Origin of the sequence: Paenarthrobacter sp. Y-19 (genome assembly GCF_029223985.1) — a bacterium.
In the GTDB taxonomy this organism is placed as follows: Bacteria; Actinomycetota; Actinomycetes; order Actinomycetales; family Micrococcaceae; genus Arthrobacter; species Arthrobacter nicotinovorans.
In genome coordinates, this window is record NZ_CP119414.1 from 4,262,078 (window position 1) to 4,277,644 (window position 15,567).

At 67.0% G+C, this 15,567-nt stretch carries 16 protein-coding genes; 12 read left to right on the top strand and 4 right to left on the bottom strand.

The genetic code is table 11. The features are described 5' to 3' along the window. Nucleotides 1-4: 4 nt before the first annotated feature. Nucleotides 5-967 (bottom strand): glycosyltransferase family 9 protein, encoded by a 963-nt coding sequence (locus PYR64_RS20060; RefSeq protein WP_275777257.1) that lies wholly within the window; start codon nt 965-967, stop codon nt 5-7. 86 nt (nt 968-1,053) lie between these two features. Here PYR64_RS20060 and PYR64_RS20065 point away from each other — a divergent pair, with 86 nt between their 5' ends. From PYR64_RS20065 to PYR64_RS20095, 7 genes are read left to right on the top strand one after another with little or no spacing between them, the layout of a single operon-like run. Beyond that, on the top strand, nt 1,054-1,608 hold the full coding sequence (locus PYR64_RS20065) for an HAD-IIIA family hydrolase (protein ID WP_018778367.1): 555 nt from the start codon (nt 1,054-1,056) through the stop codon (nt 1,606-1,608). Continuing rightward, nucleotides 1,605-2,693, top strand: a complete 1,089-nt coding sequence (locus PYR64_RS20070) for a glycosyltransferase family 9 protein (RefSeq protein ID WP_275777258.1) — start codon at nt 1,605-1,607, stop codon at nt 2,691-2,693. Before PYR64_RS20065 ends, PYR64_RS20070 begins: the two co-directional genes overlap by 4 nt. Beyond that, the gene (locus PYR64_RS20075; protein ID WP_275777259.1) at nt 2,690-3,712 is read left to right on the top strand and encodes a glycosyltransferase; all 1,023 of its coding nucleotides are present in this window, start codon (nt 2,690-2,692) and stop codon (nt 3,710-3,712) included. The genes PYR64_RS20070 and PYR64_RS20075 overlap by 4 nt, the downstream gene beginning before the upstream one ends. After that, the gene (locus tag PYR64_RS20080) at nt 3,709-4,977 is read left to right on the top strand and encodes a glycosyltransferase (RefSeq protein ID WP_079581986.1); all 1,269 of its coding nucleotides are present in this window, start codon (nt 3,709-3,711) and stop codon (nt 4,975-4,977) included. Before PYR64_RS20075 ends, PYR64_RS20080 begins: the two co-directional genes overlap by 4 nt. A gap of 56 nt (nt 4,978-5,033) precedes the next feature. Then, nucleotides 5,034-5,660, top strand: a complete 627-nt coding sequence (locus PYR64_RS20085) for an SIS domain-containing protein (protein WP_275780017.1) — start codon at nt 5,034-5,036, stop codon at nt 5,658-5,660. Between the two features lie 2 nt (nt 5,661-5,662). Beyond that, complete coding sequence (locus tag PYR64_RS20090; RefSeq protein WP_275777260.1) at nt 5,663-7,090, top strand: PfkB family carbohydrate kinase; 1,428 nt, start codon at nt 5,663-5,665, stop codon at nt 7,088-7,090. A 29-nt stretch (nt 7,091-7,119) separates the two neighbouring features. After that, entirely contained in the window at nt 7,120-7,815 is a 696-nt protein-coding gene (locus PYR64_RS20095; protein WP_018778361.1) for an SDR family oxidoreductase, read from the top strand. On the opposite strand, the gene PYR64_RS20100 is transcribed toward PYR64_RS20095, so the two are convergent. Next, nucleotides 7,781-8,947: a glycosyltransferase family 9 protein gene (locus PYR64_RS20100; RefSeq protein WP_275777261.1), complete on the bottom strand. Its 1,167-nt coding sequence runs from the start codon at nt 8,945-8,947 to the stop codon at nt 7,781-7,783. The two genes, PYR64_RS20095 and PYR64_RS20100, sit on opposite strands and share 35 nt — an antisense overlap. 111 nt (nt 8,948-9,058) lie before the next feature. Between PYR64_RS20100 and rfaE2 the strand changes: the two genes are divergently transcribed. Next, complete coding sequence (rfaE2, locus tag PYR64_RS20105) at nt 9,059-10,600, top strand: D-glycero-beta-D-manno-heptose 1-phosphate adenylyltransferase (RefSeq protein ID WP_275777262.1); 1,542 nt, start codon at nt 9,059-9,061, stop codon at nt 10,598-10,600. Between the two features lie 10 nt (nt 10,601-10,610). Continuing rightward, the gene (locus tag PYR64_RS20110) at nt 10,611-11,645 is read left to right on the top strand and encodes an NAD-dependent epimerase/dehydratase family protein (RefSeq protein WP_275777264.1); all 1,035 of its coding nucleotides are present in this window, start codon (nt 10,611-10,613) and stop codon (nt 11,643-11,645) included. A gap of 13 nt (nt 11,646-11,658) precedes the next feature. On the opposite strand, the gene PYR64_RS20115 is transcribed toward PYR64_RS20110, so the two are convergent. Continuing rightward, on the bottom strand, nt 11,659-12,822 hold the full coding sequence (locus PYR64_RS20115) for an aromatic acid exporter family protein (protein WP_275777266.1): 1,164 nt from the start codon (nt 12,820-12,822) through the stop codon (nt 11,659-11,661). Between the two features lie 102 nt (nt 12,823-12,924). Here PYR64_RS20115 and PYR64_RS20120 point away from each other — a divergent pair, with 102 nt between their 5' ends. The 3 genes from PYR64_RS20120 to PYR64_RS20130 are packed head-to-tail and all read left to right on the top strand — an operon-like array spanning nt 12,925 to nt 14,860. Continuing rightward, entirely contained in the window at nt 12,925-13,860 is a 936-nt protein-coding gene (locus tag PYR64_RS20120) for a hypothetical protein (protein ID WP_275777268.1), read from the top strand. Then, nucleotides 13,857-14,288, top strand: a complete 432-nt coding sequence (locus tag PYR64_RS20125; protein ID WP_018778355.1) for a phage holin family protein — start codon at nt 13,857-13,859, stop codon at nt 14,286-14,288. The genes PYR64_RS20120 and PYR64_RS20125 overlap by 4 nt, the downstream gene beginning before the upstream one ends. Further along, nucleotides 14,285-14,860, top strand: coding sequence for a DUF3618 domain-containing protein (locus PYR64_RS20130; protein ID WP_275777270.1), 576 nt, complete (start codon nt 14,285-14,287; stop codon nt 14,858-14,860). The genes PYR64_RS20125 and PYR64_RS20130 overlap by 4 nt, the downstream gene beginning before the upstream one ends. Nucleotides 14,861-14,940: 80 nt before the next feature. Here PYR64_RS20130 and PYR64_RS20135 read toward each other — a convergent pair whose 3' ends face one another. Further along, complete coding sequence (locus tag PYR64_RS20135) at nt 14,941-15,540, bottom strand: hypothetical protein (RefSeq protein ID WP_018778353.1); 600 nt, start codon at nt 15,538-15,540, stop codon at nt 14,941-14,943. Between the last annotated feature and the right edge of the window lie 27 nt (nt 15,541-15,567).

Genomic DNA, 15,567 nt, shown 5'->3' on the forward strand with positions numbered 1-15,567 from the left:
TTGCCTAGCAGCCAAGACGCTCCACGGCGTCCAGTACGTCGCGGACGCTGACGGCCAACAGTGCGGGGTCGGGTTCGGCCGAGAAGACATCACCGCGGCGGAGTTCGACGGCGGTCAGCACCACGTGCGGTCCCGGCGGCGGTCCCCACTCCTCCGCTGGTGCCGGCCCGAAGAGGACCACGGAAGGGCGCTCGTAGGCGGATGCCAGGTGGGCTGCGCCGGTGTCGGCGGAAACCACCAGGCGCGCTTCTGCGATGGTTGCCGCGAATTCGGCGAGGCCCTGCTGCCCGGCCAGCAGGCCGTCGTCGAGGTTTGCTCCCTTGAGCCTTGCCAAAGCGGCCACCTCCTCCGCCCGGGCACGCTCCGAAGCGCCCCCTGTGAGGACGATGCGGTGCCCTGCAGCGGCGAGGTCGACAGCGACGTCGGCGAACCGTTCCACGGGCCACAACCTGCTCCCGTACGCGGCACCCACATGGATCACGGTGGCGCCGGGGCGTGGCGAGGAGACGGTGGGGCGGTTGAGGCGGTAGTCGAGGGGATCGGCGTCGATCCCATGCCAGGTGAGCAGGCGGGTCCAGCGTTCACGTTCCGGAATGCCGGTGATCCATGAAGGTCCGGCGATTCCGTCGGATGCGTGTGCAACAACGCGGTTGGCGCCCAGTTCCTGAATGCGGAGCCGGCTCTCCGCGCCGTTTCCGTGCAGGTTGACGGCCACATCCACCGAACCGTGCGGAAGGGTGAGAGGCTCGTCCAACCCTGGTGTTGGCAGGTGTTCAACACCGCCCACCAACTCCAAGGCCCCCGCGATCCAGGCCGGCCCGGCGTACAAAATCCGGTGCTCCGGAAACGCCCGCCGCAAGCCCCGCAGGGCCGGAACCGCCACCAGGAGGTCGCCGAGTTTCAGGGCGCGCAGGGCAAGCAGCAGGGGTTGGTTCCGGTTCCCGTCACTGTCCAAAGCTATGTCCATAGAGGCCTCCCGCTGTGAGTCTAGCGGTACGAAACTTCTCACTGCCGCGTTGTTTAGCGTCAGGAGAACTGGGGAACGTTGCGGGTATGGGAGGAACCGGAACGTTGAAGGCGGTCCTGTTTGACCGCGATGGAACACTCGTTGTCGATGTGCCGTACAACGGCGATCCGCAGCTGGTGCGGCCCATGGCCGGCGCCCTGGAAGCACTGGACAGAGTCCGCGCGGCGGGCCTGGCCACCGGAGTGTTAAGCAACCAGTCAGGCGTGGCCCGCGGGCTGCTGACCCTGGACCAGGTGGCATCGGTGAACCGCCAGGTGGAGCAGCTGCTGGGCCCGTTCGACGTGTGGGAAATCTGCCCCCATGGACCGGAAGACGGCTGCGCATGCCGCAAGCCCGCTCCCGGAATGATCCTGGCCGCGTGCACCACTTTGGACATCGCGCCGGAAGAGATTGCCTTCATTGGCGATATCGGCTCCGACATCGAGGCTGCCACGGCTGCCGGCTCCCGTGGAGTGCTGGTGCCCACGCCTGTGACCCGGCAAGAGGAGATCGATGCTGCAGGGTTGGTGGCCATGGACCTGGGCCACGCCGTGGAACTGCTTCTCGCAGGGACGCCGGAAGAACAGGGCGCCCCTGCATGAGCCGCGTCCTGGTAGCCCGTTTGGACAGCATGGGTGACGTCCTTCTCTCAGGGCCCGCCCTGCGTGCTGTGGCGAACGGAAACCGTTCCGACGGCAGCCGGCCCAACGACGTCGTCCTCCTCTGCGGCCCGGACGGGGCAGCCGCCGCAGGGATGCTGCCAGGGGTGACCCAGGTGCACACGTGGGCGTCGCCCTGGATAGTGAATCCGGCCCCACCCGTAACCGGGGAAATGACCAACGGACTCATTGATTTCGTCCGCAGCTCCCGCATCCAGGAGGCCGTGATCCTCACGTCCTTCCACCAATCTCCGCTCCCGCTGGCGTTGCTCCTGCGGCTCGCCGGGGTCACGAAAATCACCGGCGCATCCACGGACTACGCCGGCTCCCTCCTGGACGTCCGCCTGAAACCTGGCGAGGACTTCCCCGAAGACCAGCCGGAAACCGTGCGTGCCCTCACCATCGCCGAAGCCGGCGGCTACGTCCTGCCCAACGGTGACGACGGCAAACTGCGCATCACCCCGGGCCCGGACCATGAGGGATTGGCGGATGAACTGGCTGAAGCGGGACCCTACATCGTGGTCCACCCGGGCGCTGCGGCACCGGCCAGGGCCTGGCCTGCACTGCACCATGCGGCAACCGTGGAATTGCTCGAAGCCTACGGTCACCGGGTGGTGGTCACGGGCGGCCCCAGCGAAGCGTCTCTCACGGCAACGGTGGCCGGCCCTTCTGCCAGGAACCTCGGCGGCGGAACCAACCTCCGGACGCTGGCGGCGGTACTGGCCGGGGCCGCCGTCGTAGTGACCGGAAACACCGGGCCCGCCCATCTGGCGGCAGCGGTTGGAACCCCGGTGGTGTGCTTGTTCGCGCCTGTGGTCCCGGCCATCCGTTGGGCTCCTTACGGCGTCCCCTTGGAGCTGCTGGGTGACCAGGACGCTGCCTGCAAGAACTCCCGTGCCCGCATTTGTCCCGTCCCCGGCCACCCATGCCTGAGCTCCGTAACCCCGGAACAGGTGGTCGAAGCGGTGGAAAGGCTCCTGGGAGGCATCTCCTCCCTGACCAGCCGGCGAAAGGTGTGGAAACCATGAGGATCCTGGTGTGGCACGTCCACGGCGGGTGGATGGAGGCTTTCGTCCGCGGCCGGCATGAATACCTGCTTCCGAAAACGTCCGACGGCGGCGCCTGGGGGTTGGGGCGCGGTGGCCGTGACTGGCCAGCCGCGGCTCAGGAAGTGGACCTGGACGGACTCGACCCGGACAGTGTGGACGCAGTGGTCCTGCAACGCCCCGAGGAAATCGCGGCAGTGGCGCGGATTCTGGGACGCCGGCCGGGTGTCGATCTTCCAGCGGTGTACCTGGAACACAACACCCCCAAAGGCGACGTTCCGTTCACGCTGCATCCGTTGGCGGACCAGAGCAGCATACCGGTGGTCCACGTGACCTACTTCAACCAGCTTTTCTGGGACACGGGCTCGGCAAGCACCACGGTCATTGAACACGGCATCCCGGATCCTGGCCATCTCTACACCGGCGAGCTGGAAGAAATGGGTGTGGTGGTCAACGAACCCGTCCGGCGCGGCCGCGTCACCGGAACGGACCTGCTCCCGGGATTCGCGGGCATGGGGCCTTTGAGGGTCTTCGGAATGGGCGCCGAAGCACTGCCCCGGGAACTGGACCTGGAGAGCCTTGGGTTCGGCAACGACAGACTCCGGATCTCCGGAGACCTGCCCGCCCGGCAACTCCACGGGCAACTTGCCCGCTGCCGCCTCTACCTGCATCCCCTGCGGTGGACCTCGCTGGGCCTGGCGTTGCTGGAAGCCATGCACCTGGGCATGCCCGTACTGGCCCTGGCCACCACCGAAGCGGCCCGGGCGATACCGCGCGGAGCAGGCCTGGTCTCCAACGACGTCGGCGAACTCCAAAGGTTCGCAAAGCGGTTGCTGGATGACCCCGAGGACGCGTACGCGATGGGGATCGTCGCGAGGGAGGCTGCCTTGGAACGGTACGGTCTGGGCAAATTCCACCGCGCCTGGGACGAACTCCTGGCCGGGCTGCCCGTCGGCCGCCACACAGCCGCGAGCCATGACACAGAGAGGACGCACCCATGAAAATCTCCATGGTTTCCGAACACGCCAGTCCGCTGGCTGCCCTGGGAGGCGTTGATGCCGGAGGACAGAACGTCCACGTTGCGGCACTCTCCTCGGCCTTGGCCGACCGTGGCAATCAGGTCACGGTGTACACCAGGCGTGACGATCCCGGACTGCCCGCAAAGGTGCAGGTTGGTCCAGGACTCACCGTGGTCAACGTTGACGCGGGTCCGGCCAAAAGGGTTCCCAAGGACGAACTGCTGCCTTTCATGGGCGAGTTGGCGGACGGTATCTGCGCCGATTGGGCGGGCCAACTGCCGGACGTGGTCCATGCCCACTTCTGGATGTCCGGCCTCGCGGCAATCCAGGCATCGCGTCGGGCGGGAGCTGCCGATCCCGTGCCCGTGGTCCAGACCTTCCACGCGCTGGGCTCGGTCAAACGAAGGCACCAGGGGGCCGCAGACACCAGCCCGCCCGCCCGGCAGTGGCTGGAACCCTGGGTGGGCCGCACCGCTGACTGGGTGATCGCCACGTGCCCGGACGAGGTCTTCGAACTCAAAGCCCTGGGCATCAGCCGGTCAAAAATCTCCATCGCGCCCTGCGGCGTGGACCTCAACCTCTTCACAGGAACGTCCGACGCCGAGCCCAAGTCCCGCACGCACCGGATCCTGAGCGTGGGTCGCCTCGTGCAACGCAAGGGAGTGGACCTGATCATCCAGGCCCTGCCCCTGCTGGCTGAGGCCGGCTTCAACGACGTGGAGCTGCTGATTGTTGGTGGTTCCGGGGACGCCCTCAATCTCGAAGAGGATCCCGAAGCCCAACGGCTCAGGTCCTTGGCCAAAGAGCTCGGCGTTGAGGACAAGATGACCATGCGCGGCCAAGTGCCCCGTGGTTCCATGCCCGCGATTTTCCGCAGCGCGGATGCCGTGGTCTGCGCGCCCTGGTACGAGCCGTTCGGCATCGTTCCCCTCGAGGCAATGGCTTGCGGCGTGCCCGTGGTGGCTGCAGCGGTGGGCGGACTCCGGGAAACGGTCGTGGACCAGAAGACAGGACTGCATGTCCCGCCCAAGGATCCCGAAGCCCTTGCCGAAGCACTGGCCAGGTTGCTGGGAAACCCGGAGCTTCGTGCTGACATGGGCCGCGCCGGTGCCCGCCGGGCACGTTCCCGGTACTCCTGGGAACGCATCGCCGCGGACACCGAGAAAGCGTACAGATCTGTTCTGGCTGCCGGGTTGTCGCGGCAGGCCGATGAAGTCCTGGAACCACTGGAAGGAACGGCGCTGTGACCTTTGAAAGCCGTGTGACTACCGAGTCCGTGCTCGCGGGCCGCGTACCCGACGCCCTGCCGGCGCGTTGGGCCACCGATCCCGGCGATCCCACCCACAACACCGAAGTCACCCGGCACTTGGACAACGTCCTCCCCGCGTTGGAGTCTTTGCGCTCGCAATCGCACCGGCTGTCCGGGTGGGGAACGGAGCTGGCAGCCAGGCTGCTGTCCGGGCAGCGCCTTCTGGCGGCGGGCAACGGCGGATCAGCGGCGGAAGCCCAGCACTTCACGGCCGAATTGGTGGGCAGGTTCGACGACGAACGGGCGCCCTTCTCCGCGATCTCCCTCCACGCCGAGTCATCCGCGGTCACCGCGCTGTCCAACGACTACGGCTATGAGGAAGTGTTCGCGCGCCAGGTCAGGGCCCACGGCCGGGCAGGTGACGTACTGATGCTTCTGTCCACCAGCGGACGCAGTCCCAACCTGCTCAAAGCTGTCCGTGCGGCGCGTGACCGCGGCATCGTTACCTGGGCCCTCACCGGCCCTGGCCCCAACCCGCTCGCCGACGCCTGCGACCAAGCCGTCACAGTGGACGCCATCGCAGCCAACGCGCAGGAAGGCCACCTCATCGCGGTCCACGCCGTGTGCCGGGCCTTTGACGCGGAGATCGCACGGCGTGCCGGCACTCAGGTGGGTGGCTGACCATGAAGATCACGGTTGTTGGCGATCTGCTCCTGGATGTCGACATCAACGGTGCCGCCACCCGGCTGAGCCCCGACGCGCCGGTGCCGGTGGTCGATGTCGCGGACGTCCGGCGTCGGGCGGGTGGCGCAGGGCTGGTCGCCACCGTGCTCGCGCGCGACGGCCACGACGTCACGCTGGTCACCGCGCTGGCGGACGACGACGGCGCAAGCCACCTCAGGCGCGCACTGGCTGGTGTTTCCGTGCTCGCCGGAGCCCCGCTGGCTCCCACGCCCACCAAGACCCGGGTGCGGATCGGAACGCATCCGATGGTCCGGTTCGATCAAGGATGTTCACCGGCCCCCGTCCCGTCCAGTACCGGGGAGATGCTCGGAGCCATCGTGTCGGCGGACGCCGTGGTGGTGGCAGATTATGGGCGGGGAATCACCGCGAACCCGGCTATCCGGGCGTCGCTCGCGGAAGCTGCCCGGCATGTTCCGGTGGTGTGGGATCCGCACCCCGCCGGTTCGGTCCCCGTGGCGGGAGTGTCCGTGGTGACACCCAACTTTGCCGAAGCACTCGCCTTTGCCAAGGCCGCAGGCCTGGAGGGGAACCACCTTGGGGCCGAAGTTGCCGGGCGGTTCCTGCTGGACGCGTGGGGAAGCGCGTCCGTGCTGGTGACGAAGGGCGAGGACGGCGCCGTCCTGCTCGCGGCGGGCGCTCAGCCGCAGGGCATTCCGGCCCCGAAGACCCACGTCAATGATCCCTGTGGTGCCGGCGACCGTCTTGCCGGGAGCCTCGCTGTTCACCTGGGCAAAGGACTGGGCCCGGCGGAAGCTGCCGCGCGGGCCGTCGGGGACGCTTCAGCATTCCTGGCCGCCGGCGGTGCGGCGGCGCTCGCAATGGTGGGGGACGAAACAGCGGTCCAGGTGGCGCCCGGGGCGGGACCCGTCGTCGAACCCAAGGGTCTGGAACTGGTGGATAGCGCCGACCTCCGCCAGGACGGAGTCCGCCTGGCCCGATCCACCCGCGAAGCCGGAGGCACCGTAGTGGCCACGGGTGGATGCTTCGACCTCCTCCACGCGGGCCACGCCCGGACGCTGGCAGCGGCGCGAAGCATGGGCGACTGCCTGATCGTGTGCTTGAACTCGGACGAATCCGTCCGGCGGCTCAAAGGCGCGCATCGGCCCATTGTCAGTGCGGAAGACCGTGCCGAGTTGCTGCTGGCGCTCGGATGCGTTGACGCGGTGGTGGTCTTTGACGAAGACACCCCCGAAGCCTGCCTCCGCGGAATCCGGCCCGATATCTGGGTCAAAGGTGGCGACTACACCCCCGAAGAATTGCCGGAAGCCCGCGTCCTTGAGGCGTGGGGAGGGCGCTGTGTCACAGTGCCCTTCCATCCGGCACGCTCCACCAGCGGCCTGGCTGCAGCCCTTGCCAAGGTCAGCTGACCATCAGCAGGATCAACGAAAGGAACCGCATGAACACGCAAACACCTGGACGCGTCATCGTCACCGGAGGCGGCTCCGGCCTTGGCGCTGCGATCGTTGAGGCCATCCGCGACGCCGGCGGCACGCCGTTCGTCTTTGACCGGGACGTCAGCAACGTCTCGGGGGCCAAAGCCCTGGAAGTGGACGTCTCCGACCGGCAGGCCGTGGAATCGGCCGTCAAGGAAGTCGCCGAAAGCCTGGGCGGCCTGGACGGAGTGGTCACTGCCGCAGGGATCGACCGCTGCGGAAAGCTGGGCGACGTTCCGGCCGAGGAATGGGAAAAGGTCATCGGAGTCAACCTCCTGGGAACGGTCTCCGTGGTCCGGGCAGCCCTGCCGTACCTCAAGGGATCCCGCGGCCGGGTCATCACCATCGCCTCCACCCTTGGCCTTCGGGCACTGCCGGACGCCACCGCGTACTGCGCGTCAAAGTTCGGCGTGATCGGTTTCAGCCGCGCACTCGCGGCCGAAACCGGGGGAGTCATCGGGGTCACCACCATCATCCCGGGTGGCATGAAGACCCACTTCTTCGATGACCGCGACGAACAGTACAAGCCGCAGGACGACTCCAAGCTCAACGACCCCGCCAATGTGGCGCAGGCCGTGGTGTTCGCCCTCTCGCAGCCGTTCGGCAGCGAGGTCCGCGAACTCCTTATTTGCCCCGCAGAAGAAGGCTCGTGGCCGTAAGGTCCAGCACGTCCTGAACAACGTCGGCCACGGCGATGCCCCTGATGAGGGTGTCGTCGTGGCCGCAGTGCGGAGCCGTCCAGCCGACCTGGGTGATGTCCGCCCCGCAACGAGGGCAGCGAGTCACCCAGGACATGTGGACGCGGTGCATGGCCCGCCCGCGCGGGCCGGCATTGATGGCGTTGCCCAGCCAGAAGACCCCCACAGTGGGAGTGCCAAGTGCTTGTGCCAGGTGCCGTGGGCCGCTGTCGCTGGCCAGCATTACCGACGCCTCTGCCAGCAGGGCCGCCAGATCTCCGACGTCGAGCTCGCCGGCCACGGACGTCACGGCCTGCCGATGGGACTCCGTGAGCTGCCGCCGGGCCAGCCCGGCAACTTCCTGGGCCAACGCCTTTTCCGAGCTGTCGCCGACGACCAGCACCTGCGCCCCTTCCGCCGCGACGCCCGCCGCAGCTTCGGCAAAGGTCGACGCCGGCCACCGCCTTCGCGGATCGGTGGCACCCGGGTGGACCACCACCAGCGATGACCGCAGAGGGTCCCTTAACCCGGCAATGTTCTGCCGGTGCCCGTGCTTGGGGAGCAGGACAGCGGGGACACCGCCGGGTGCCCCGGCCAGGCCGGCTACTTCCAGCCAGCGCTCCGGTTCGTTCTGGTAGTAGACGTAGTCCAGGTTCCGCTCCAGATGTTCGGCGTCCTTGGTGCGCGTTCCCGCCGTGTGCCGCGCCCCCAGCCGGAGCAGGAAGGGGTTGGAAAACCGGCCACCACCGTGCATCTGGAGCGCAAGGTCGAACGCCCTGGCCCGCATCGCCTCAAAGAAGGCTTCCTGGGCGGCCGTGTCCTCAGCATCGTCCTCGAAGTGCTCGCCGTTGCGGGGACCGTCGTGGACGCCGCGCGCCACCGGAAGCAATTCGACGTCGTCTACCGGACCGTCCGTAGCGGCGGCCAGGGCTGCGTGCACGGGCGTGCCCAGCAGCGTGACGGTGGCCTGCGGATAAGCGCTTTTCAGTGCATTCAGGGCGGGGTAGGTGTAGATCAAATCGCCCAGTCCGCCGCCCCTGAGCACCGCGATCCGCTGGACTCCACGGAACTTTTCCAGCACGGGCCCCATTCCGGGACACAAACGAACATCCATGAGCGGTTTCTTTCTTCAAGGTAGCGAAAACTCCCGGGTCCGGCGTGTGAAGCGCGTGCCGCGGGGTACCTGTCGGGAACAGGAACATGCCGTTCTACCGGAAGGTACCCCATGGCACGCCTATCCAATCAAGAAGGCCTGGCTGACTGGTTGCCGGGCCGTTTGGCCGAGGAACGCCCTGTCGTGACGGTCATCGGCGACTCCATCCTTGACGGTTGGTGGGAGGGAACCATCGAAAGGTTCTGCCGCGAAGCCCCCGCTCCCGTAGTCCAGGTCCAGCGCCGCGACTTCGCTCCCGGCGGTGCTGCCAACACCGCGATGAACCTCGCAGCCTTGGGCGCCGAGGTGCGCTTCGTGTCGTTGATCGGCGAGGACGCTGCCGGGGCAACACTGGCCGCCGCCCTCGAAGCAGCAGGAGTCGACGTTTCCCACATGGTCCGGCACCCTGCCATGACCACCACTACCAAGTTCCGGGTGAGCAGCGCCGGGCAAGTGATGTTGCGGCTGGACGATGCCGCCACGGAAATTCCCGACGCGGGCCGTGGGGAAATGGCCGCCGCAGTGCCGGAGGCCCTTCGTGGCTCCGCTGCCGTGGTGCTGTGCGACTACGGCGCAGGGGCACTGGAAGGCCCGGTGCGCAGTGCGATCCTGGATCACTTGGCCCCCGGCGTTGACGGCGGTGTACCGGAGCCCCGGCAGGACACGCTTGTTGTGGTGGATGCCCACAACCCAGCCGACTGGGCCGGACTCAGACCGGACCTGGCTACCCCCAACGCCCAGGAAGCGGCAAGGCTGATCGGTGCGGAATTCCCGGGCGGTGCCGCCCGGTGCCCCTTCGTGGAAGCGCATACGGACCAGCTCCTTCGCGCCTCAGGTGCGGCCGCCGTCGTCGTGACCCTGGACCGGGAGGGGACGCTGACCATCCGTCCTGACAGCACGCCAACGGAACCGGCGACGCACCGCACCTGGGCCCGGCCGCAGGCGGAGAAGCAGGCCTCCGGAGCCGGCGACACGTTCGTCGCCGCCCTGACCCTGGCCCGGGCGGCAGGCTTGCCCCTGACCACCAGTGTGGATCTGGCACAAGCGGCCGCCGACGTCGTGGTCCACAGGCCGGGAACCTCTGTCTGCACCACCAGCGAACTCACCAAACACCTCAGCGGCTTCGCGGACACGGCGTTGACGGACACAGAGCTGGCTGCACACATCCAGGAGCACCGCAGGGAAGGACGCAGGATAGTGCTCACCAACGGCTGCTTCGATGTCCTCCACCGCGGCCATACCCGCTACCTGAACCAGGCCAAGCAGCTGGGCGACGTGCTGGTGGTGGCACTGAACAGCGACTCCTCAGTACGGCAACTCAAAGGTCCAGACCGCCCGGTCAACCACGAAGCCGACCGGGCCGCCGTCATCGCCGCCCTGAGCTGCGTCGACCATGTGACCATTTTCGATACCCCCACGCCGATCCCGCTCATCGAACTCCTGCAGCCCGATGTCTACGCGAAAGGCGGGGACTACACCCCGGAAATGCTCCAGGAGACGGAAGCCGTGGAAAGCTACGGCGGCACGGTGACCATCCTGGACTACGTGCCCGAGCATTCCACCACAGCGGTGCTCGAACGCATCCGCTCAAGCGGCGAGAACCAGGAAGGCTGAGGAACCACGCATGCGCATTGCGATCATCGGAGCCACCGGACACGGCGGAACGGAACTGCTCAAACGGCTGCAGAAGGCTCGTTCCGAAGAGGGCGCGGACCTGGAACTTGTGGGCGTGGTACGCCGGGAACCGGATCCGGATGCCGCCCCCTACCACGGGGTGGAGTGGCACACCCTGGACATCGGCTCGCCCACGGACCAACCGGCACTCGAAACTGCCCTCGCCGGGGCCGACGCCGTGGTTCATCTGGCCTGGCTCATCCAGCCCAACCACGACAGGGAACTGCTGCGACGCACCAACGTGGAGGGCACGGCCAACGTCCTGGCCGCCGCGCGCAAAGCCGGGGTGGGGCACTTTGTCTGCGCTTCCTCCGTGGGAGCCTACTCGCCGGCGCCGAAGGACCAACGCACCAAGGAAGGCTGGCCCACTGGCGGTATCCGCAGCTCGCACTACAGCGCGGACAAAGCGGAGCAGGAACGCCTCCTGGACGAGTTCGCCAAAGAGAACCCGGACATTGTGGTGGCCCGCCTCCGCCCGGCTTTGATGTTCAGCTCCGGAGGCGGAAGCGAAGTGGGCCGCTACTTCCTCGGCCGGCTCCTGCCCCGGTTGGTTCCGCGTAAGCCATGGCTCCCGGTGCTGGCCCTACCCAAAGAGTTGGTGTTCCAGGCCGTACACACGGCGGACGCCGCGGATGCGTACTGGCGGGTGTTGGAGCACAAGGCCGAGGGCGCCTACAGCATTGCCGCCGAACCGGTGATCGACCCCAACGCGCTCGCATGGATCTTCAAGGCCAGGCGTTTGCTGCCGTTCCCGCTCGCGGTGCTTCGCGCCGTCGTCGAGGCCACGTGGCGTTTGCGCCTGCAGGTGACCGACGGCGGCTGGGTGGACATGGCGGCCAACGCGCCCATCATGGATTGTTCCCGTGCGCACAGCCTGCTGGGCTGGTCGCCGAAGCATTCTTCGCTGGAGTCCCTGGCAGAGATGCTGGAGGGAATCGGAGCGGGCAAGGGCCGGACAGGGTCGCCCCCGCTGAGGCCGCGCTGAGGTAGGTCCAGCCCTATTCCGACGACAGCACCACGGTCAGGATCCGGCGCAGGCTCATGGCCACGGAAGCCGGTGCGTTCACGGGTGCCTGGCCCGCGGCAGCCTCGGCCACGGCGTTGCTCAGGGCGGTGATGCTGTCCTTCGCATCAGCCATGCGTCTGGTCAGCTCGCCGGATTCCCCGTCCCGCCAGTGGTCCACAACGGAGGCCACGGCTTCCAAAGACTCCGAAAGGTAGCCCACCACAGCATCCGGGATGACTGTTCCGGCGCCTTCTTCCCAGATGGCACTTGCCAGGACGTCGGTGATGTCCTGGACGTGGAAAGTGAGCCGTTCGAGGGTCCGCAAACCTGAGAGATCGGCCGGCAGGCGGGTCGCACGACGCCGGGACCTGGGATTCGCCTTGGCGCTCAGTTCCGCTTGGTGCACCGCTGTCCGCACCGCGGCCGCAGTGAGGGACAGTTCGTCGCTGCGGCTCGCCCATGCTTCGTGGTTGGGCGGCCAGGACTCCTCCATGGCCTTCGCCATGTCTTTGAGCTGCCGTGAAAGTGCTTCCTGGTGGCCGGCGATCGCGGGGTCGATGTCGTCCAGGTGCAGGGGCGGAACCACCAGCCAGTTGACGGCGAACCCCACGGCGACGCCCAGTGCCATCTGCAGGACGTACGCGAAGGAGAACCCCTCCGTGTTCGAGTCGCCCAACACCAGGACGAACAACGCAGCCATGGGAATCCATTCAGAGGCACTTCCCAGCCGGGGCAGGCCGCCGATCAGCACGCCAAGTCCCACGACCAGGGCGACGGCAAAGGCTGTTGGTGCGGTGACCGTGGTGATGGCGAAGGCCATGCCGATACCCAGCACCAGGCCGGCCAGGCTCTGGAGTCCGTGCTTGGCGGAGTCCGCCACGGTGGGGTGCATGCTGACCAAGGCACCCAGGGGCGCGTAGTACGGGTACTCAGCGGCGGGGCCGGGCATGAAGGGGGCGATGTACCAGGCCAATCCAGCAGCGATGGCTGTTTTGGCGGCGAACAGGAGTCGATGGCGGGTGACGGTTTTACGCAGCGCGGGAATCAGCCGTCGCCTGGAGGGCATGGGGCTCATCAATCCAACGGTCGCAGGTATGTGCCCTGGTGTCGAGCGGAAGGCGCTGAACGTGAGCGGAACCATGATTACTGGATTCATGTGATTAGAACCACGGCATCCGGGTACACACCCATTGATAGTAACGATGCTTACTATTCCGGCTGCTGTCCGCAGCCTGCCAACTGTGGAAAGAGAGCAACAATGACTGAGCGCCAATCGCCGCAGGACGGAAGCTTCGCGGCGCCGAGAGGCGGAGCCCACGCAGGGACCGAGCCTTTTTCCGGAAGCTACCTGGACTCGCCGGACGTTGAAACCGATGCCACGTTAACAACTGGTTCCGCAGGTTCCGGTACCGGATCTGCGGATTCCGGCACCGTTGAAACTGCCAAGCAAGAGGCCGCGGGTGTGGCCGGAGCCGTCGGTGACGCGGCCAGCGGAGTGGTGGACACCGCCAAAACCGAGGCCGGCCACGTAGCCCGTGAGGTCAAGGTGAACGCCCGCCAGCTGCTCACCCAGACCAAGGGTGAGCTTGCCGACCAGGCCCAGGTCCAGCAGCAGCGCGTTGCCGAAGGGCTGCGCTCCATCTCTGACGAACTGTCGACCATGGCAAATTCCACCCAGGACGGCGGCGTTGCCACGGATCTCGTCCAACAGGCTGCCCAGCGGTCTTCATCCGTTGCGCAGTGGCTGGAAGGCCGCGATCCCGGTTCGCTGCTCGACGAGGTCAAGGGCTTCGCCCGCCGCAAGCCAGGGACGTTCCTCCTGTTGGCCGCCGGAGCCGGTGTCCTTGCAGGTCGACTGGGCCGTGGCATGGCCGGTAACGCCTCCGATGCCGCCTCGGCGCAAAGCACGACGCCGGCAACCACCCCCCGCGCGGAGTACTACCCCTCTTCCGGCGGAGCGGTAACGCCTCCGGCCGTGGATCTGCCCGGACCGCAGGCAACCACTGCAGGATACGGCTCGGCAACCACCGTGGGAACTCCCGGAACGCCTGGGTACGACGCCGGAACCACCGGAGGCTTCGAAGGCTCCACGCTCCCGTACCCGGAGACCGAAGCCGGCGGGATCAAGGCGCAGGGCGATCCGCTCGCGGGCCCGCTTGATCCGGACAATTCGCAGTACGGAGGTAACCGATGAGCAGTCCCACCGACTTGCCCCCCACCGCGGCCCACGAGAAGGCGGAAAACCTGCCACTCGGCGAGCTGCTGGGCGACCTGACGCGTGACGTTTCGACGTTGATGCGCCAGGAAGTGGAGCTGGCCAAGGTGGAACTCAAGGAGTCCGCCACCAAGGCAGGGAAGGGCGCCGGACTGCTGGGCGGAGCTGCCTACGCCGGCCACATCACGGTGCTGTTCCTGTCCATAGCCCTCTGGTGGGCCTTGGGCCAGCTCGTTGGACTCGGGTGGTCCGCCGTCATCGTCGCGGTCATCTGGGGAATCGTCGCTGCGGTCCTGGCGGTCAAGGGCCGCAAGGAACTGAACACCATCAAAGGCATGCCCCGGACCGCTGAGACGGTCAAGGAAATACCACCCGCTTTGAAACCCAACACTGAGGAGACACGATGACGCAGAACCCCGACGCCCTGCGCGCGGACATTGAAGAAACGCGCCGCCGGCTCAGCACCAACGTTGATGCCGTGGCTGACAAAGTCACGCCGTCACACATCGTCAACCGCCGGGTGGACAAGATCAAGACAGCTGTTTTCGGCGCCCGCGACGACGTCCAGGACCGGGCAAGCACCGCCGCCCACCAAGCACAGGACTCTGTGTCCGGAGTGGTTTCGGATATCGGCGATGCCCCGCAGGCCATCACCCGCAAGGCCCAGGGCAGCCCTGTCGCCGCAGGGCTGATTGCTTTCGGCGCCGGCCTTCTGGTCTCCTCGCTGTTCCCCGCCTCTGAAAAGGAGCGCGAAGCAGCGCAGGCAGTCAAGGAAGCAGCCCAGCCGCTGACCGATGAGCTGAGCCACGCGGCACAGGAAGTCGCGGAGCACCTTCGCGAGCCCGCCCAGGACGCCATGCAGAACGTCAAGGACAGCGCCACGGAAGCTGCTGCCAACGTCAAGGATGAAGGCCAGGCCGCGGCCGCCGACGTCCAGGACCGGGCAGAGACAGCCAAGGACAACGTCAGCAACCAGTAAGCTGGCCTGCAACCCGGGAAGGGGACAGCAAACGCCGCAGTGCATCCTCATTGCGACGTAAGTTGTCCCCTTTCCGGGTGTCAGCGTACTTCGAGGATCATTTGCAGCAGCCGCGCAGCAGCCGGGCGTGCTGCGTGCTCTTCGGCCCATTGCGCGCGGGCCAGTGCCTTGCTCACAGCCTGCGTAGTGATACCCAGTTCCTGGGCAACGGCTTTTTGCTGGCCCCGGACTCCGGGCGTCAGCAGGTCCAGCACCCGCCACTCCGCAGCGCTGCGGTGTTGAACAATATGGCCAAGAAGCCGCAGTACGGCTTCTGCTTCGGAAGCCAGGGCGGCCAGAGGGCCGTCCACCGCGACGGGTATCCGCTCCTTGCTGGACCGCAGCCTGTCCACGGCCCGCCTGGCATATACCAGCCCGTGGCCTGAGGCGTCTTTCACCAGGTTGGGCAGCGGCTCATTGATGGGGCCAACACCAATTCCCACATACCACTGGCCGGTCCGGAGCGCGATCAAGGCGGTCTCCACGGCCTGGTGGCTGGATTCCACGATGCCCTGCACCTCATCCTCAACCGAGCGGTCGAAATCCAGGCGGGCAGGAATGTGCCGCAGGTCCTTGAGCAACTGCGGCACAAGATCGCCGTCGCGGCGGCTGTCGCGCTGGTTGATGGTGAGAGTGAACATAGTGGATCAAATGCTACCGGCTGGTAG